This is a genomic window from Amycolatopsis coloradensis (assembly GCF_001953865.1).
Taxonomy (GTDB): Bacteria; Actinomycetota; Actinomycetes; order Mycobacteriales; family Pseudonocardiaceae; genus Amycolatopsis; species Amycolatopsis coloradensis.
This window is the reverse complement of record NZ_MQUQ01000003.1, coordinates 511,388-529,876: the sequence shown is the minus strand read 5'-3', so window position 1 is coordinate 529,876 and position 18,489 is coordinate 511,388. Positions and strand designations below refer to the sequence as shown.

Below are 18,489 nucleotides of genomic sequence, written 5' to 3'. Positions count from 1 at the left end.
GATGGCCTGGTTCCTGGTGGAGATCACGTACGTGCGGGAGAAGCTGGAGGAGGTGCGGCCGCGGCACCGGAAATTCCTCTCCGACCTCGCCGACCAGGGCGTTGTCGCGCTCGGCGGTCCGCTGGGCGACGGTTCCGGCGGCATCTCGCTCTACCAGGCGGCCGACGAGACGGCGCTGACCGAGATCATCGACCAGGACCCGTACCACCTGGAAGGCGTCGTCGCGGAGCGCACCGTCCGCGAGTTCAAGCCGGTGATCGGCGCCTGGCTGCCGAAGGAATCCTGACAGCTCAGAGATCGAGGGTGACCGGCTCGCGTTCGACGCAGATCCGGACGCGGTCGCCGGTCACCGTCGGCAGTTCGCAGGTTCCGCAGAACCCTTGGCGGCACGAATAGGCGATACCGGGCACGGTTTCGCGCAGGACGTCGAGCGCCGTCCGGTCGGCGGGCACGTCCAACGTCCGGCCGCTGCGGGCCAAAGTGACCCGGAACGGCTGTTCGCCGACGATCGGCGGCGTCGAGAACCGCTCGAAGAACACCGGCCCGGAAGTCCGCAGCGCCGCGTCCGTCCGGACCCCGACGATCATCGGAATCGGGCCGCAGCAGTAAATCGGGGCACTCTTTTCTGCCCCTTCGAGCAGTTCCGCGCCCGATGCGGGGATGCCGTACTCAGTGTCCGGGCGCACCCAGACGCGGTCCTCGAATTCGGACAATTCCTCCAGGAACGGCATCGAAGCCCGGTCGCGACCGGTGTAGACCAGCCGCCAGTCCGCGCCGGACGCGGCCGCTTGCCGCACCATCGGCAGGATCGGCGTGATTCCGATACCGCCCGCGACGAACAGGTAAGCCTGGCTCGCGACGAACGGGAACGCGTTGCGCGGGCCGCGCACCGTGATCCGCGCGTTCTTCTTCAAGGCGTGCACCGCCGTCGATCCCTCGCCGAGCAGCCGGACGCCGACGCGATAGGCCGAGCGGTCGTCCGGGTCGCCGCACAGGGAGTACTGCCGGACCAGCCCCGGCCGCGGTGAGAGGTCGACGTGCGCGCCGGGCCGCCATCGTGGCAACGGTTCACCGTTTTCGCGTACCAGGCGCAGGCTGACCACGCCTTCGGCCTCGACGCGGACGTCGTCGACGATCAGCGGGAGATCACGGTCGACGGCGCGCACCGGGGGACGGCGGCGTCCGCTCACCCCGCTGAGCCTGCGATACACCGCGACGACACCGGTCAGCGACGCCATCACGCGGTCGGTCCGCCCGCTGCCGTCGAGCCGCAGCGGACGCGTCATCGTGGTTCGTCGGCCGCCAGCGCGGCCGGGGAACTCGCGAGGTAGGCGACGGCTTGGTCGGTATTCCCGGTTTCGGTGGGGTGATAGGACTTCCGGAAGTACGGCCGGATCTCGCGCAGCAACTGCTGGCCGGACGGCAGAAGCCCGAGCTTCGCCACTCGCAGATATGTCTTGAAACTTGTCCTGCCCGGCCGGGTCGGATCGTTCTTCATGAGGAACCTGGTGCCGCGCAAGAAGACCCACGCGAGCACCGGCGTCACCACGAGCATGCTGCGCACGCGACGCCCGTATCGGCCGTCGAGATGCATGAACAGGTCGAAAGCGACAGAGCGGTGCTCGACCTCTTCGGCGCCGTGCCAGCGCAGGAGATCCAGCATCGTCGGGTCCGCGTTCGCGGCGTCGAGTTCCTTGGCGTCGAGGATCCACTGCCCGAGGAACGCGGTGTAGTGCTCGATCGCGGCGATGACGGCGAGCCGTTCGATCAGCCATTCTTCCCGCCGTTCGGCGGACAGCGGACGATCGCCGAGCAAGCGGCGGAACATCCACTCCATCTGCGCGATGTACGGCCGCACGTGGACGCCCGCCGCTTCGAGGTGTTCGGCCGCGCCGTCGTGCGCCTCGGCGTGCATGGCCTCCTGGCCGATGAAGCCGAGGACGTCCTCCTTGAGCCGTTCGTCACGGATCAGCGGCACGGCCTGCTTGAACACCTCGACGAACCAGCGCTCACCCTCCGGCAAGGCCAGATGCAGCACGTTGATCGTGTGCGTCGCCTGCGGTTCGCCGGGGATCCAGTGCGTCGGCAGCGACGCCCAGTCGAACTCGACGTCGCGAGCGTGCAGGACGATCTGCTCGTGGTCCGTCACGACGACCTTCCGCTGAGTTCGTAGTCGCTCGGGTCGACTTTGCGGGTTTCGAGCCAATAACGCCAGGTGAAGCCCGGCCAGATCGTCCGGTTGACGCCCTTCGCGTCGAGATACCAGCTCTTGCAGCCGCCCTGGGTCCACACACCCTTGACGAGTTTGTCCTGGATCTCGCGCTGGAACTTCTCCTGCACACCGGCGCGGACGTCGAGCGCCGCGGCGCCGCGGGAGTCGGCGAGCTTGATCGCGTCGACGACGTAGCGCGACTGCGATTCGATCATGAAGACCACGGAGTTGTGGCCCAGCGCGGTGTTCGGGCCGAGGAGGAAGAACAGGTTGGGGAAACCGGAGACGCTGATCCCCTTGTGCGTGCGCATCCCCTCGGTGGCCCATTCCTTGGCGAGGTCGCGGCCGTCGATCCCGGTGATGTCCAGGTATTCCAAGGCATCCGTGACCTTGAAACCGGTGCCGTAGATGATCGCGTCGACCTCGTGCTCGACGCCGTTCCCGTCGACGACGCTGTGCGCCTTGACCTCGCGCACGCCGTCGGTGTTGACGTCCACATTGGACCGGGCGATCGCCGGGTAATAGTCGTTGGAGATCAGCACCCGTTTGCAGCCCATGGTGTAGTCCGGGGTGACCTTCTCGCGCAGCGCGGGATCTTTGACGCCCTTGCCGATGTGGCGCTTCGCGATCACCTGGCCGGCCTTCATCATCGCGGGGTGGCCGTTGAAGCCGATCGCCCGCGCTTCGAGGAACCAGTAGAGCGCGTTGCGGTAGAGCCGTTGCACGCCGGGGATCCGGCGGAACGCGGTCTTGGCCCAGCCGGGCATGGCGTGGTCCGGCTTCGGCATGATCCACGGCGGCGTGCGCTGGAACAGCGTCAGTCCGGCGACCTCGGGGGCGATCTCCGGCACGAACTGGATCGCGCTGGCGCCGGTGCCGACCACGGCGACCTTCTTGCCACGCAGCTCGTATTCGTGGTTCCACTGCGCGGAATGCCAGGTCTGGCCCTTGAAGTTCTCGATCCCGGGGAGCTTGGGGACCTGCGGGATGTGCAGGCCGCCGACGCCGGAGACGACGAACTGGGTCTCGATCGTCCGGCCCGCCTTGGTGTGGACGTGCCAGCGGCGCGTGGTCTCGTCCCAGTCGGCGCCGGTGAGTTCGACGCCGAACCGGATCTTGTCCCGCAGCCGGTACTTGTCGGTGACGTCCTTGAGGTACTGGAAGATCTCCGGGGCGGGCGAGAACGACCGCGACCAGTCCGGGTTCTGCTCGTAGGAGAACGAGTACATGTGAGACTGCACGTCGCAGGCGCAGCCGGGGTACGAGTTGTCACGCCACGTACCGCCGACTTCGTCCGCTTTCTCCAGGATCACGTAGTCCCGGATCCCGGCTTTTTCGAGCTGGATGGCCTGGCCGAGCCCGGCGAATCCGGTGCCGACGATCACGACCTTGAATCGCTCGGTCATCTGTGCCCTCCACGTCGAGGCTTTCTTGCGCAGATGACGTTACCGGAAGTAACAGTTACTTTCTAGTACGACTTACCCGTCAGTATGTCCCGCCGAGCTTCGAGTGATCCCAGCTCACGATCTTGGTCGGCCGGAAGATCAGCCCGATCCGCTTCGGGGCCTGCTTGCCGATGAACCCGGAGAGCTCGTCGGGCACCGGGTCTCCGGGCTTCGCGCCCGCGTAGCGCTGCATGAGCTGGATACCCATTTGGGTGACCACGGCCGTGTCGGTGATGACCTCGACGTCGGCTTCGAGCGAGACCCCACGGAGCTTGTCGTAGCTTTCGCCGTCCTCGATGAGCACGGTGGCGCGCGGGTCGCGCTCCAGGTTCTTCGCCTTCTGGGACGTGCCATACGTCCAAGTCGCGACGCCGGACTCGTGCGGGTAGTACCAGAGGGGCGCCAGATGCGGGCGGCCGTTCGGGCCGATCGTCGCGACGTTGATGACCTTCTGCTCGTCGAGGTACGCGGCGAGTTCGTCAGGTGACATGCGGATCTGGTCGCGACGGGACATACGGTCAGCCCTTCCGTGTGGCGGCCCGGCCTGCCTGACCGGTTATCGAAGATTCGTACGCGCCACGCTGCTCGATGTCCACGAGGGCGGCCGCGTCCGCCTTCTTGATCCGGCTCTTCGCGCCGATCTCGATGATCGGCGGCAGGAACGCGCGGATCAGCTTGAGTCCGCCGACCCAGCGCGGGACATGGATGGTGCGGGCTCGTTTGTTGACCCCGGCCTGGAGGAGGTCGAGGGCGACGGACAGCGGGTAGGTCTTGCCGAGCAGGCCGGGCATCCCGGTGCGGAGCTTGCCGAAGACCGGATGCTTGTCGGCGCTCTCGACGAGGTCGGTGCGGATCCAGGTGGGGTGCGCGACGCCGACCTTCACGCCGAGGTGGCCGACTTCGGCGCGAAGGCTGTTGGAGAACGCCTCGACGCCTGCCTTCGCGGCGGCGTAGTTGGCCATGCCGGGCGCGTGGGTGATCGCGGCCAGCGAGGAGATCGCGAGCAGGTAGCCCTTGCGCTCGATGACGTGCGGGATCGTGACGCGGAAGGTGCGCCAGACGCCGAGGAGGTCGACCTCGATGACCTTTTCGAAGGCGGCCGGATCCACCGACCGGACGAAACCGGAGGTCGCGATGCCGGCGTTCGCGATGACGATGTCGATCCCGCCGAAGTGCTCGACGACGCCCGCGGTGGCCCGCTCCAGGTCGTCCCAGCTGGTGACGTCGGCTTCCCAGGCGTGGGCGGTCGCGCCGATCTTGTCGGCGACCGCCTGCTGTTCCTTGGCTTCGATGCCGACCAAGGCGACCTTCGCGCCCTGCGCGGCCAGGCGTTCGGCGAGTCCCGCGCCGATGCCCCTCGCGGCGCCGGTGATCAGGACGACCTTGCCGTTCACGCTGTTCTTGGCCACGTTGCCTCCTCGTCCGAGCCCTTCGGCTTTTCGGACGGTACCCCAACCTACCCGAAGTAAGCTACCCGCAAGTAAGTCCGCGTTTCGTCCTCTAGTTGCGGTAGTTGGCGGTGCGAACTACCGCAACTAGAGGACGAAACGCGGGGGTGTTCAGCGCGACGCGGAGGTGAGGGTGTCGATCTCCTCGGCGGTGAGAGCGAGGTCGGCCGCGGGCAGGAGGTCGTTCAGCTGCTCGACCGAGCGGGCACTCGCGATGGGCGCGGTGACGGTCGGCTGCGCGAACAGCCACGCCAGTGAGACCGCCGCGACCGCGACGCCACGGTCGGCCGCGATCGCGTCCAGCGCGGCGAGGACACGCCGGCCACGTTCGTCCAAATAGGACAAAGCGCGGGCGGCGCGCGGACTGTCGCCGATGGTGTCCTTCGAGCGGTACTTCCCGGCAAGGAAACCCTTGGCCAGCGCGAAATACGGCAGGATGGTCAGTCCTTCGCGCTCGACCGTCGGCGCCAGTTCGGTTTCGTAGTCGCGCTCGACGAGGTTGTAGTGCGGTTGCAGGACGGCGTACTTAGCCAACCCCTCGCGGTCCGAAATGGACAGTGCCTCGGAGAGCCGGTCCGCGGTGTAGTTCGATGCCGCGATGTAGCGGACCTTGCCCGCGCGCACGAGTGCGTCGAAGGCCCGCAGCGTCTCTTCGATCGGCGTCTCCGGATCGTCGATGTGCGCGTAGTAGAGGTCGATGTGGTCGGTCTGGAGCCGACGCAGCGAGTCTTCGGCGGCCGCCGCGATGTTGGCCGCCGACAGGCCTTTCCGCTCGTCCCACATACCGGTCTTGGTCGCGATGACGACATCGTCGCGGCTGCCCCGCTTGGTCAGCCAGTTGCCGATGATCGTCTCGGAACCGCCCTTGGAGTACAGGTCGGCGCTGTCGATGAAGTTGCCGCCCGCCGCCGTGTAGGCGTCGAGGACGGCGAAGGACTGCTGCTCGTCCGCGGTCCAGCCGAAGACGTTCCCCCCGAGGTTGATCCCCCGGACGTCGAGGTCGGTGTCGCCGAGTTTCGCCATGCCTCGAACTTAAGGGAAGACATCGGCGGAGGTTGGTGTTAGCTCGGATCATGGGACTCGAACTCGGCAGGATCGGCATCTGGCAGCTCGAAGGCGTGCTCACCCCTGAGCTCGCACGCGAAGTGGAAGAACTCGGCTACGGCACCATCTGGATCGGCGGTTCACCGTCGGGTGACCTCGCGAAGGCGGAGGAACTGCTCGACGCGACGAAGTCGATCAAGGTGGCCACCGGCATCGTCAACATCTGGAAGGACGACGCGGCCACGGTCGCCCAGTCCTACCAGCGCATCGCCGCGAAGCACCCGGATCGCTTCCTGCTCGGCGTCGGCGCCGGGCACCGCGAGCACACCGCGGAGTTCAAGAAGCCGTATGCCGCGCTGGTCGAGTACCTCGACGCCCTCGATGCCGCCGGAGTGCCCGTCGATGACCGCGTGCTGGCCGCTCTCGGCCCGAAGGTGATCAAACTCGCAGGAGACCGCACCGCGGGCGCCCACCCGTACCTGATGACGCCCGAGCACACACGTCAGGCGCGCGAGATCCTCGGCGAGGGGCCGCTGCTCGCGCCCGAGCAGAAGGTCGTCCTCGAGACCGATCCGGCGAAGGCCCGTGAGATCGGGCGGAAGTCCGTGTCGTTCTACCTCGGCCTGGTCAACTACACGAACTCCCTGCGCAACCTCGGTTTCACCGACGAGGACCTGGCAGGTGAGGGAAGCGACAAGCTGGTCGACGCGCTGGCCGTCCACGGGGACGCCGAGACCGTCGCTCGCGGCGTCACCGCGCATCTCGAAGCCGGGGCGGACCACGTGAACATCCAGGTACTGAACTCCGACCCGCTTCCGGTCTACCGGGCGCTCGCCGGCGTCCTTCTCTGATACGACGGCTGTAGGCACCTCCCGGCCGACCTCGTACGATGCGGCCGAGAGGTGCACCAGCCTGCTTCGAGGAGGAGTAAACGATGCCCATCGCCACCCCCGAGGTCTACGCGGAGATGCTCGACCGGGCGAAGGCGAACGAATTCGCCTACCCGGCCATCAACGTGACCTCGTCGGAGACCCTGAACGCCGCGATCCGCGGGTTCGCCGAGGCGGAGAGCGACGGGATCATCCAGTTCTCCACCGGCGGCGCGGAGTTCGCGTCCGGCCAGAAGGTCAAGGACATGGTGACCGGTTCGGTCGCGCTGGCCGAGTTCGCCCAGGTCGTCGCCGCCAAGTACGACGTCAACGTCGCGCTGCACACCGACCACTGCCCGAAGGACAAGCTCGACGGCTTCGTCCGCCCGCTGATCGAGATCTCGGCCGAGCGGGTCAAGAACGGCCAGAACCCGCTGTTCCAGAGCCACATGTGGGACGGCTCCGCGATCGATCTCGACGAGAACCTCGAGATCGCGCAGGAACTGCTCGCCAAGGCCGCGGCCGCGAACATCATCCTCGAGGTCGAGATCGGCGTCGTCGGTGGCGAGGAAGACGGCGTCGAAGCCGAGATCAACGAGAAGCTGTACACCGCCGAGGGCGACTTCCTGAAGACGATCGACGCGCTCGGCTCCGGCGAGAACGGCCGCTACCTGCTGGCCGCGACCTTCGGCAACGTGCACGGCGTCTACAAGCCCGGCAACGTGAAGCTGCGCCCGGACGTGCTCAAGGGCGGCCAGGAGGCGGCGTCGAAGAAGCTCGGCCTCCCCGCCGGTTCGAAGCCGTTCGAGCTGGTCTTCCACGGCGGTTCCGGCTCGCTGCCGGAGGAGATCCGCGAGGCGGTGTCCTACGGCGTCGTGAAGATGAACGTCGACACGGACACGCAGTACGCCTTCACCCGTCCGATCGCGGAGCACTTCTTCAAGAACTACGACGGCGTCCTGAAGATCGACGGCGAGGTCGGCAACAAGAAGGTCTACGACCCGCGTAGCTACCTCAAGGCCGCCGAGGCGGGCATGGCCGCTCGCATCGTCGAGGCCGCCCAGTCGCTGGGTTCGGCGGGCAACAAGCTCTCCTGACCGTACGCGTTTAGTCCTCTGAATGCGGAAGTACGTGAAGGCCCCCTTCACTGCGCTAGACGCAGTGAAGGGGGCCTTCACGTACTTGGAGCCTCAGGCGGCCGGGAGCGCCGTCTTCTCGCGGCGCTTCTCCAGCCACGAGTTCACCGCCCGCGTCCCCGGCCCGGCGGCGGTCCACAGCACGCCGACCCCGACCAGGCAGACCGCGGCCGTCCAGTAGGCCACCGGCGGCGCCGACTCCGTATGCGCGTCGCCGAGGATCCACGGTCGGAACTGCGACTGCACCCACAGCATCCCGTAGCCGAACGCCGTCACCAGCAGCGCGCCGACACCCGCGGTCAGCAGCGGATGCCCCCGGCCGATGCGGAACGCCAGGTCGACCGCGAGCCCGACGGCGAGCAGGTAGAACGGCACGACCGAGATCGGGAAGCCCATCCCCAGCAGCAGCGGCCACATCACCAGTCGGTAGCCGAGATAGGCGGCCGCGACCGTGGTGCCCGCCCAGCGGAAGCCGGTCGTGTGCCGCGCCAGCGCGAAGATCAGCGCCATCACGCCGATGCCCCAAAGCGGGTAGACCCAGTCGTCGATCGGCATCGTGAAGTACTCGACCGCCACCCGGTCGACCGGATGCCCGATCTGGTTCGCGGCGAAGTTCAGCAGTTCGGGCTCCGCCTCGGGCGTGCCGCGCTCCCAGGCGCGCAGGCCGAGGATGCCGTACTCCTGCTGACCGTTCGGGAAGAAGGTGTTCTCCAGGAAGAACGTCCACAGTCCGATCAGGACACCGGTGCGCGTCCGGCCGGGCTTGGCGTACTTCAGCCAGCCCATGATCACGCCTGCCTGCATGATGCCCGTGCCGATGTAGAGCATCATGTGCGACGGGCTCCACGCGGTCAGGTCGAGACCGTTGACGCGGTGGTTGATGACGTCCAGCGGCGCCGCGATCAGGAACACCACGAGCCCGATCTGCATCAGCCGCAGCGAGCGTCGATCGGCGCCCATCCCGGTGTAGCTGTGGATCGCGACGAGCACCATGATGATCACCGTGCCGACGGTGTTGATCAGGTGCGGCGGGGCCAGATCGTCCCGGAGCCACATGAAATGCCACGACATGTCCCAGGACGAGCCCACCAGTTTGAAGGCGAACGCGGCGAGCCACATGCCGTAGCAGAAGTTCAGTACCCAGTCCGGCGTCGCCTGTCCTGGCGCGCCGCGATGCCAGTGCAGCTTGAAGAACAGCTTCGTCTTCGCGATCGGACTGCGGGGAATGACACCCGGCGAGAGGTCCCCGGTCACTTCTGTCGCCTTTGTCATGCCCGACATCTTCCCTGCTCCAGATCACGGGACGGGCATTTGGGGTCGAAAATCGGGGTTCACCCGTAGGGGTGGCGGATTTGCGGACGGCGTGCGAAACAGGGCAAAGTGTGCCGCCATGATGCCGAAACGACTTGTCGCGGCGATCCTCGTCACCGCTCTGGTGCTGGCCGGGGCGGGCGTTCTCGGGAGCCTGTTCTTCTAGTCACAGTGTCGCTGGTCGTGTGATGTGAAGTCGGGCGCAGAGCGCCCTTGGGGAGACGTGTCGGCACAATGGGCGCATGACGAACCTCCTCGGCCCCCAGCCGACGCACCTTCCCGAGCACACCGCCGCGCAGGCGGCGCTGGACGCCGGGAGCGACCCGGCCGCCGTCGCCGCCGAGCACCCCGACTACAGCGAGGCCTGGGCTTCGCTCGCCGAGAAGGCGTTCGACGCGGGCGAGACCGTCGCCGCCTACGCGTACGCCCGCACCGGTTACCACCGCGGCCTCGACCAGCTCCGCCGCGCGGGCTGGAAGGGACACGGGCCGGTGCCGTGGGCACACCGTCCCAACCAGGGCTTCCTGCGTTCCCTCGCCGTCCTCGGCAAGGCCGCCGGCAAGATCGGCGAGACCGAGGAGTACGACCGCTGCCGGACCTTCCTCAGCGACTCGGACCCCGCCGCCGCGGAGGCGACCGGTCTCAAGTGAGCCAGGTGTTATGAACGGTCCGTTCATAACAAGATCTGTTATGAACGGACCGTTTATAACAACTGCGCCCTAGAACAGGCCGCAGTTGCCGAAGGCGGGCAGCCCCGCGAAGCGACCTTCAAGCCACGCGAAAGCCTCCGGGAAAGCCCGGATCGCCCCGCCGACGTGCGTCGGGACCACCGAAGTCGAGAACTGCACCTTCGCGCCCTTCGCGCACCACGAGCGCGCCATGGTCCGGCCTTGCGCGTAGGGCACGATGTCGTCGAGTGCACTGTGGACGACCAGCGTCGGCGCGCCCGGTTTCCGCGCCCCGATGAGCTGTTGGTCGACCCGCGTCTTGAACGGCTCCTCGCCGAGGTACGCGGTCAGTGGCCTGCCGTCCTTGGTCAGGTTCTTCGACTGGGTGAACGCGTGCGCGAAGATCGCGTCCACTGTGCACTCCTGCTTGACCTTCTCGAACGCCTCGACGCCCTTCGCGTTGAGCAGGGCCGGGATCTTCAGTTCCGGATACGCCGCGTCCATGCTGACCAGCGTGAAGCCGAGGAAACCGAAGGCGTAGTGCCCGTCGATGTTCTTGCCGACCTCGGCCAGGTTCGCCGGGACCGCGCCCGCGTACGAGCCCTTCAGTTCGAGTTCGGGCGCGTACGACGGCTGGAGTTCGGCGGCCGACGCCGACGCCCCACCGCCCTGCGAGTAGCCCGCGGTCGCGACCGGGCCGCTGTCCGGCAGGTTCGCTTCGGGCAGGCGCTGCGCCGCGCGGATCGAGTCGAGGACGGCGTTGCCCTCGGCGACGCGGTTGACGTACGTGTGGACGCCGGGAGTGCCGAGGCCTTCGTAGTCGGTGACGACGATGCCGTAGCCGCGAAGCAGTAACCCGGCGATGAAGGGCCCTTCGTACTCCATGCCCGCGGAGAGCGCCTTCGACGGCGCGCACTGGTCGCCGACGCCCTGCGTCCCGGCCGCGTAGCCGATGACCGGCCGCTCGCCGGGCCCGTTCCACGCCTTCTTCGGCGTGAGGACGGTGCCGGTCACGGCGTTGGGCCTGCCGTGGGTGTCGGTGCTGCGGTACATGATCCGCTGGACGTCCGCGTCGGCCTTGATGAGTTTCACGGGATCGACGTAGAACGTGGACGGTTCGTGCCGGATGATGTCGCCGGGAGCACCCGCGGGCAGTGGCGACGGTGGGTCGTAGAAGGACGGGGCGGCGATGGCCTGCTGTGCCCCGAAGGTCAGCAGGGCCGCGATGATGGCCGCTGAGACGGCAGCGGACACACCGCGCCGGGATCCTGGACGCATGCTTGCTCCTCGTTGAGCACAAACATTTTCCGACAGGGATGTCGGAAAAGAGTCGGTGAGGTGGCGCACAATGTCAAGTCCGGCGCCGAGAGGGAGACCGCGCAAGCTCCCGCTCGATGAGCAACGCGCCCGGGTGCTGGCTTCGGCGGCCGGTGTCTTCGCCGCGCATGGCGCGCAGGCCGCGACGATCGAGCAGATCGCCCGGCGCGCGGGGGTGTCCCGCCAAGCCGTCTATGAACAATTCGGCGACCGCACGATACTGTTCGCGCAGGTCGTGGCGGATATCGAGGAACGGGCCTTCGAGGCGATCGGCGCGCCCGCCCTGGACCTTTCGCAGCCCGAACTCCGGTCTTGGGCCCGCGGCAACTACGCCAACATGTTCGCCTTTGTCGCGGCGAACCCGGACGCGTTCCCGGTGCTGCGGGAGGCGGAGCGCAGGGGAGATCCGGCCCTCACGCGGCTGCGGGAGCGGCTCGCGGAGGTCTACACCGAGGCGAGCCGTCAGCGCTGGGCACGCCACGGTGTCGACTCGGGTCGGGCGGACAAGGCGCTGGTCACGTTGTTCTTCGCGATGACCGAAGCACTCGTCCAGGCGAGCTGGGACGGCGAGCCGCCCGACGCGGACGCGCTCATCGACCTGCTCACCGAATTCACCGTCGGCGGCGTGGTCCGGCTTCGGACCGTGGCCGCCGACGTGATGGAACGGTTGCGTTAAGCCGCGACGGCCTCCAGCGACTTTCCGGCCTCTTCGGCGACCGCCGCCAGGTCCGGTGAGGACACGACGCGGTTGCGCCCGTTGCGTTTCGCCGCGTAGACGGACGCGTCGGCCGAGGCCATGACCTCGTCGATCGTCCGGCCGTCGAGCGGGAACGTCGCGACGCCGACCGACGCCGTCCGCTGCTCGATGACGACGTGGTTGCCCGCGTTGTCCTGGGTCTTGATGACCATCTCGCTGATCCGCTGCCGGATGCGCTCGGCGACCGCGACGGATTCCTGCTTCGAAGACGAGGTCAGGAGTACGACGAACTCCTCACCGCCGAAGCGGCCCGCGAGGTCCTGCGCCCGGGTTTCGGCCTTGACCAGCGCCGCGACACCCTTGAGCACGTCGTCGCCCGCCAGGTGGCCGTAGGTGTCGTTGATGGTCTTGAAGTGGTCGAGGTCGATCATCAGCGCGCCGAACTGGCCGTTGTCGCGTTCGGCGCGGGCGACCTCACGGACGGCGCCCAGCTGCCAGGTGGTGGCGTTGAGCAACTGGGTCTTCTGGTCGGTGGTGGCGAGTTCTTCGAGCTGCTTGATCAGCACCGAACGCTGCAACAGGTACAGCGGCAGGAAGACGAGCAGCACGAGCACCGGCTGGTGGGGCAGCACGGCGAGCACCAGCGCGCCGATGCAGACCGTCGACGCTTCGAGGATGTTGTCGTCCCACGAGCCGAGCAGCGTCCGGATCGAGGCCTTCTTCGGGGCCGCGAAATAGAGGCCGGTCCCGGTGAATACGGCGTCCATCAGGAAAAGGACCACGCTCGCCACGCAGAGGGAAGTCACCGACAGCGGGTCGGCCCCGACCAGCTGGACGGCGCCCCAGGCGGCGAACGCGGTCAACACCAACGATGTGGCGTTCGCCACAGTCCGGTGAGGGTTGACCATGCGAAGGCCTGCCCAACTGCGGTATCCAAGGTGGAAATAGATCACGACAACGAGAAGCGTGGTCAGTTGTGGCGGCAGGAGGATCGCTCCTGGGAGGACCCAGACGGAAGTCATGTTGATGTGCGGGGTGACGCTCATACTGCGCCGCTGCCGCTCGATCCGGCGGGTCGCCTCGGAGTGCGTGATGGCGAGTCCGGCGAGCAGAGAACAGAGCAGGACCTGCGAAGACGTGATGGCGATGGATGCGGCGAAGACCCCCGTCAGTGCCAGCATCGTCACCACGGACAGTCCGGTGTAAACGATCCAGTGTTTCGGCCTCTTCCACAGCTCCCATGTCTTTACCGTGAGAGCCGAACGATGTCCAGCGCGTTCCTCCGATGTGATCATCTTTCCCCCTGACTATTGCGTGATTCTCCGAAACCCCCTACTTACCGACAGCTTCCACCGAGTTGCGGGCTGTCGACAAGCTCCCTAGGTGTGTATTTTTCTCTGAGAGGTCGAGGGAAAGGTGCCGGCGATGGCCAGTAGGGATCAGTGAACTGGGGCGCGTGCCATACAGCGCGATCGGGCCGACGCGTGGAACACCTCAATGTTCTACGCGTGCGGCATCTTTTTCCTGCCACCGTTCCGGATCATCGTTGAGGTTCCGCCACCAGCTCAGCGCGAGCGGGATCGTCAGCACCAAGCCCGCGAGCCCGAAGATGCCGACCGTCGACTGAGGACCCACCTGATCCGCCAGGATGCCGCCGATCAGCGGGCTCACGCCCATCGTCGTGGTCAGGCCGGTGTTCGACAGTCCCATCACCTGCGCCCGGCTCTCGTCCGGCACGGCCAGCGTCAGTGACGCCGTCGCCTGCATGAGCGCCGCCGTGCCGAAGGCGCCGCAGAAGACGAACAACACGATCGACGACAGCGGACCGGGTTGCAGGAAGCAGAACAGCAGCGGAACCGCCGTCAGGGCCGAAAGCGGTCCGATCAGTTTCGGTCTGGCGTGCGCAGGCACCCAGCGCGAGTAGATGAACGCGCCGATCACACTGCCGATCGGGTCGGCGGCCAGCAACAGGCCGATGACTTCGGGGCCGCCGCCCGACGAGGCGACGTAGGGCGCCGCGATGCCCTCGTACACCGGCAGCAGGCCCATCAGCCAGGTGAACAGCAGCAACGCGCGCAGCCCCGAGCTGGCGAAGACGATCTTCCCGCCCGAGCCGATCGACTCGAAGAACGATTTGCGCTTCTCGCCCGTCGCCGCGGCCGGGCGGGCGGCCAGTCCCAAGCGGACGAACAGCGCCGAGATCAGGAAGGTGACCGCGTCCAGCGCGAGGGCGATATGGGGTTCGAGCGCGGTCAGCAGGAGCCCGCCACCGGCGAATCCGGCCAGCTGCGCCGATTGGACGGTCATGCTGCGGATCGCCATGCCGACGACGAACCGGTCGCCTTCGAGGATCTGCGGCAGCAGGGCCAGCTGGGCGGCCTTGAACGGCGGGTTCAGCAGCGAGACGGCGCCGACGAGGACACACAGGACCCAAAACGGCAGTACCGGGACGGCGACCAGCGCGATCAGCGCGGCCCGCAGCAGGTCCACGGTCACCATCACGGCCCGGCGGGGGAAGCGATCCGCGAAGCCGGTGAGGAAGATGCCGCCGAGCAGCGAAGGAGCGAAGGTCAGCGCGTACGTGAGACCGGTCAGGGTCGCGGAGCGGGTTTCGGAGAAGACGAGGACCGAGAGAGCGACTCTGGCGAGCTGGTCACCGAAGATCGAGAACAGCTCGGCGAACCAGAGAGAACGGAACTCGGCTACGCCGAACACCTCGCGGTAGGTGACCCGTCCGGCCGAAGCCATGTTGCCCCCAATAGGGTCCTTATTACGCGACAAACTCGTGACCGAGAGTAACGCGGTCACGAGCTCGTCACGAAGCGTCATTCGTTCACGTAAGTGTCTCCTGACTGTTGGTGATTGGCTAGGTTCTTTCGCCGGGTTTCTGGGGCAGAGATCTTTTTCCCGGAAGAGCAGCCGGAAGCCGTCGATATCCCAGTGACCGGTATCAAGGTCCAGACCAGCGATTACAGGCTTTCTCGGCCTCGTTCCCGGGAGAATTCACTGTGGCCGCCGTGCTCGGCTTCGGATTCCGGCCGCGCGACGACGAGCCGCGAGGGCCCCGCGCTGCCGGTGTGCGGAGGCGTGGCCGAACGCGTTTCGACTCCGCTGAGCGACCGCCGTAGCGCGCTGACGCCCTAGGCCGAATGGATGATCAGCCGTCGACCGCGAGTACCTCCCGGGCCGAAGTCGCCTTCGCCGCGTCGCGCTTGGCGACCTCTTCGCGCACGATCGGGATGACGTGACGGCCGAAGTCGATCGTGTCGCCGAGCATGTCGTACCCGCGCGCCGAGAGGATGTCCACGCCGAGGTCGTAGTAGTCGAGGAGAGCCTGCGCGACGGTTTCGGGCGTGCCGACCAGCGCGGTGGAGTTCCCGGCGCCGCCGGTCGCGGTCGCGGTGGGCGTCCACAGTGCCCGGTCGAACCGCTCGCCCTCGGCGGCGACCGCGAGGAGCCGCTGCGAGCCGGTGTTCTCCGGGTTCGTGAGCGAATGCCGCCGGGTCAGCCGCCGGCCTCCGGTGGTGCGCGTCTTGATCGCGTCGACCGTGCGATACGCCTTCTCCCAGGCGAGTTCCTCGGTCGGCGCGATGATCGGGCGGAACGCGACCTGGATCCTCGGGACGTCGGTCCGCCCGGCGGCCTTCGCCGCGGCCTTGACGGACTCGATCTGCTCGGCGGTCTGCGCGAGAGGCTCACCCCACAGGCAGAAGATGTCCGCTTCGGCCCCACCCGCCGCGTATGCCGCCGGAGACGAGCCACCGAAGGAGACGCCAGGACGTGGCTGCTGCACAGGACGGACGTCGAGGACGAAGTCAGCGAAGCGGTAGTGCTCGCCTTCGTGGTCGAAGGGCTCCTCGGACGTCCATGCCTGCTTCACGATCTGGATGTACTCGCGGGTGCGTGAGTAGCGCTCGTCCTTGGTGAGATAGTCGCCTTCGCGCTGTTGCTCGTGGTCGCTGCCGCCGGTGATGAAGTGAACGGTGAGCTTCCCGTCCGAAAGCTGGTCCAGTGTGGCGAACGTCTTCGCCGCGAAGGTCGGATACGAAACGTTCGGCCGGTGCGCCAGCAGGATTTGGAGCCTGTCGAGCTTCGCCGCGACGTAGGCCGCCGCTTGCGCCGGGTCCGGCCCGCTGGAACCGTACGCGAACAGCACCCGATCCCAGCCGAACTCCTCGTGTGCCCGCGCGAGACGCAGCGTGTAGTCCTTGTCGAAGACGCCGCTGGACCTCGTTCGCGTCTCCGAGCCGTCGTTGGTGCCTCCGATACCCAGGAATTCGACCGGCATCGTCCGTCCCTCTCGTCCGTGTTCCCCCACCCGACGACTACGCGCGGTTCCCCGGCGTGGCAACGAGTTCCGCTCCGTGAGAACCCGCACGCGGCCCGGAATCGCGGCGTAGCTTCGGTTTCGTGAGTACCGCGGACCTTCCCTACGTGCTGGCGGTGGTGGGCGCCGGCCCGCGTGGGGTGGGCGTGCTCGAACGACTCGGTGCGAACGCCGCCGAACTGCTCGGCGAGCGGCGGCTCGTCGTGCACCTCGTCGATCCCTTTCCCGCCGGGGCGGGACGCGTCTGGCGATACGGGCAATCACCGCTTCTGCGGATGAATTCCATGCCGGAGGACGTCACGGTTTTCACCGACGACACGGTGAAGATCGACGGTCCGATCCGCCAAGGGCCTTCGCTGATCGAGTGGGCGCGGCAGGTCCGCGCGGGCACGCTCGACGCCGAGATCGATGACAGTCTGCGTGCCGAACTCGAGGCACTGCAAAGCGATCACTTCCCCACGCGACGGTTGCAGAGCGCGTACCTCGCGTGGTTCCACCGCGAAGTGCTGGCCGGGCTCCCGGCCGGGATCGAGGTCGTCGAACACCGGACCCGCGCGGTCCGGCTCGAAGACGGCGAGCCGCAGTCACTCTGGCTGGAGGACCGCGCGGAACCGCTGAAAGTGGACGCGGTCCTGTTCACCGTCGGCCATCTCGACGCGGAACCGGACGAGCGGGAAGCTAGCCTCGCGGACTTCGCCGCCCGCCACGACCTCGCCTACTACCCGGCCGGGTACACCGCCGACGTCGACTATTCGGCGATCGAGCCCGGGGAAACCGTGCTGGTGCGGGGATTCGGCCTCGCGTTCGTCGATCTGATGCTGCTGCTGACCGAAGGCCGCGGCGGCCGCTTCGAAGAACAAGCGTGCGGCGGGCTGAAATACCACCCCAGCGGCGCCGAGCCCGTGTTGCACATCGGTTCGCGTCGCGGAGTGCCGTATCACGCGAAGATCGGCTACCGGTTGCGCGGGAAGCCATTGCGACTGCCCAGGTTCTTCGACGCGTACGCCATCGAAAAGCTCTGTGCCGTGCCGGGCCGGATCGACTTCCGTCGCGACGTCTGGCCGCTGATCTCGAAGGAACTCGCCTGGGCCTACTACAGCGAACTGTTCACCGCCCATCCCGAACGCGTGCGCATGGACTTCGCCGTCTTCGCCGATGCCTTCGCGGACGCCGCGCCCGGTGAACTCGGCGCACTGGTGGCGCGGGCGGTACCGGCCCCGGACGATCGGCTCGACCTGGACCGGCTCGACCGGCCGATGGCGGGCGCGGTGTTCGGCACCGCCGAGGAGTACGGCAAGGAACTGCGCGAGTACGTCGAAGCGGACTTGGGCCGCCGTGCGGACGCCGAGTACAGCGCGGATCTGGGCGCGTTCATGGCGCTGCTGTCCGTGATGGGCCAGCTTCCCGCGCTGGTGCAGACGGGGCGGCTCGACGCGGCGTCTCAACTGTCTGATTTGGACGGATGGTTCCTCGGCTTCTTCTCGTACTTCGCCAGTGGGCCGCCTCCGCGACGGCTCGAAGAACTCCTCGCGCTCCAGGAAGCCGGACTCGTTTCCTTCCTCGGCGCCGAAATGCGCGTTTCGGCAGACGAGGAACGCCGGGTGTTCGTCGCGTCCGGCGCCAGCTTCCCCGGTGAGACCGAGGCGCGAACGCTCGTCGAGGCGCGGTTGCCCGAGCCGAGTATCGCCCGCGCTTCCGATGTCCTTTTGCGACAGTTGCGCGACAGCGGCGCGCTCGGTGAGGAAGCGGTACTCGACACGGTCACCGGTGACAGACTGCTCGCCGGCCGTATCCACACCCGCGTCTCCGACGGCCGGATGCTCGACGGCGACGGCCGCCCGCATCCGCGCCGGTTCGCGCTCGGCCCGCACACCTCCGCGCGATCCGCCGGAGCGTTCACCCGGCCGCGGACCAACGCGATTTCCTTCCGGCAGAACGACATCGTCGCGCGTGAGATCTTGAGGCTGACGAGGTGAGAGGTCAAGCCTCTTGAGCGGTGGTTCGACACGTCACCC

17 protein-coding genes are annotated in these 18,489 nt (G+C 67.4%); 6 read left to right on the top strand and 11 right to left on the bottom strand.

Annotated features, from left to right (window positions below):
• The first annotated feature begins 1 nt into the window (after position 1).
• Entirely contained in the window at positions 2-286 is a 285-nt protein-coding gene (locus tag BS329_RS06125; RefSeq protein WP_076156328.1) for a YciI family protein, read from the top strand.
• A 4-nt stretch (positions 287-290) separates the two neighbouring features.
• On the opposite strand, the gene BS329_RS06120 is transcribed toward BS329_RS06125, so the two are convergent.
• The 6 genes from BS329_RS06120 to BS329_RS06095 all read right to left on the bottom strand — a co-directional run bounded on the left by BS329_RS06120 (position 291) and on the right by BS329_RS06095 (position 6,128).
• Complete coding sequence (locus tag BS329_RS06120; RefSeq protein WP_076156326.1) at positions 291-1,286, bottom strand: PDR/VanB family oxidoreductase; 996 nt, start codon at positions 1,284-1,286, stop codon at positions 291-293.
• Complete coding sequence (locus BS329_RS06115; RefSeq protein ID WP_076156323.1) at positions 1,283-2,149, bottom strand: metal-dependent hydrolase; 867 nt, start codon at positions 2,147-2,149, stop codon at positions 1,283-1,285. Before BS329_RS06115 ends, BS329_RS06120 begins: the two co-directional genes overlap by 4 nt.
• Positions 2,146-3,618, bottom strand: coding sequence for a flavin-containing monooxygenase (locus BS329_RS06110; RefSeq protein ID WP_076156321.1), 1,473 nt, complete (start codon positions 3,616-3,618; stop codon positions 2,146-2,148). The genes BS329_RS06115 and BS329_RS06110 overlap by 4 nt, the downstream gene beginning before the upstream one ends.
• A gap of 79 nt (positions 3,619-3,697) precedes the next feature.
• Positions 3,698-4,171, bottom strand: a complete 474-nt coding sequence (locus tag BS329_RS06105) for a pyridoxamine 5'-phosphate oxidase family protein (RefSeq protein WP_076156318.1) — start codon at positions 4,169-4,171, stop codon at positions 3,698-3,700.
• 4 nt (positions 4,172-4,175) lie between these two features.
• Complete coding sequence (locus BS329_RS06100) at positions 4,176-5,066, bottom strand: SDR family oxidoreductase (RefSeq protein ID WP_076156315.1); 891 nt, start codon at positions 5,064-5,066, stop codon at positions 4,176-4,178.
• A 150-nt stretch (positions 5,067-5,216) separates the two neighbouring features.
• Positions 5,217-6,128 carry an aldo/keto reductase gene (locus BS329_RS06095; protein WP_076156313.1) on the bottom strand — a complete coding sequence of 304 codons (912 nt, stop codon included), beginning with the start codon at positions 6,126-6,128 and terminating at the stop codon, positions 5,217-5,219.
• Positions 6,129-6,178: 50 nt separating this feature from the next.
• On the opposite strand from BS329_RS06095, the gene BS329_RS06090 reads away from it, so the two are divergent.
• A complete protein-coding gene (locus BS329_RS06090) occupies positions 6,179-7,000 on the top strand; it encodes an LLM class F420-dependent oxidoreductase (protein WP_076156311.1) in 822 nt (273 codons plus the stop codon).
• 83 nt (positions 7,001-7,083) lie between these two features.
• Entirely contained in the window at positions 7,084-8,115 is a 1,032-nt protein-coding gene (fbaA, locus tag BS329_RS06085) for a class II fructose-bisphosphate aldolase (RefSeq protein WP_076156309.1), read from the top strand.
• 93 nt (positions 8,116-8,208) lie between these two features.
• Here fbaA and BS329_RS06080 read toward each other — a convergent pair whose 3' ends face one another.
• Positions 8,209-9,426 carry a hypothetical protein gene (locus BS329_RS06080; RefSeq protein WP_076156308.1) on the bottom strand — a complete coding sequence of 406 codons (1,218 nt, stop codon included), beginning with the start codon at positions 9,424-9,426 and terminating at the stop codon, positions 8,209-8,211.
• A gap of 281 nt (positions 9,427-9,707) precedes the next feature.
• On the opposite strand from BS329_RS06080, the gene BS329_RS06075 reads away from it, so the two are divergent.
• The gene (locus BS329_RS06075) at positions 9,708-10,115 is read left to right on the top strand and encodes a DUF3151 domain-containing protein (protein WP_076156306.1); all 408 of its coding nucleotides are present in this window, start codon (positions 9,708-9,710) and stop codon (positions 10,113-10,115) included.
• Between the two features lie 69 nt (positions 10,116-10,184).
• Here the strand turns inward: BS329_RS06075 and BS329_RS06070 are convergent, their stop codons facing one another.
• Complete coding sequence (locus tag BS329_RS06070; RefSeq protein ID WP_076156304.1) at positions 10,185-11,411, bottom strand: lipase family protein; 1,227 nt, start codon at positions 11,409-11,411, stop codon at positions 10,185-10,187.
• 133 nt (positions 11,412-11,544) lie between these two features.
• Here BS329_RS06070 and BS329_RS06065 point away from each other — a divergent pair, with 133 nt between their 5' ends.
• Positions 11,545-12,126: a TetR/AcrR family transcriptional regulator gene (locus BS329_RS06065; protein ID WP_084749405.1), complete on the top strand. Its 582-nt coding sequence runs from the start codon at positions 11,545-11,547 to the stop codon at positions 12,124-12,126.
• On the opposite strand, the gene BS329_RS06060 is transcribed toward BS329_RS06065, so the two are convergent.
• From BS329_RS06060 to BS329_RS06050, 3 genes are all read right to left on the bottom strand, one after another.
• The gene (locus BS329_RS06060) at positions 12,123-13,442 is read right to left on the bottom strand and encodes a GGDEF domain-containing protein (RefSeq protein WP_084749402.1); all 1,320 of its coding nucleotides are present in this window, start codon (positions 13,440-13,442) and stop codon (positions 12,123-12,125) included. The two genes, BS329_RS06065 and BS329_RS06060, sit on opposite strands and share 4 nt — an antisense overlap.
• Positions 13,443-13,641: 199 nt before the next feature.
• Complete coding sequence (locus BS329_RS06055) at positions 13,642-14,895, bottom strand: MFS transporter (RefSeq protein WP_076156301.1); 1,254 nt, start codon at positions 14,893-14,895, stop codon at positions 13,642-13,644.
• A gap of 409 nt (positions 14,896-15,304) precedes the next feature.
• Entirely contained in the window at positions 15,305-16,435 is a 1,131-nt protein-coding gene (locus tag BS329_RS06050; RefSeq protein ID WP_076156300.1) for an LLM class flavin-dependent oxidoreductase, read from the bottom strand.
• Positions 16,436-16,557: 122 nt separating this feature from the next.
• On the opposite strand from BS329_RS06050, the gene BS329_RS06045 reads away from it, so the two are divergent.
• Positions 16,558-18,450, top strand: a complete 1,893-nt coding sequence (locus BS329_RS06045; RefSeq protein WP_076156298.1) for an FAD/NAD(P)-binding protein — start codon at positions 16,558-16,560, stop codon at positions 18,448-18,450.
• The last annotated feature ends 39 nt before the right edge of the window (positions 18,451-18,489 follow it).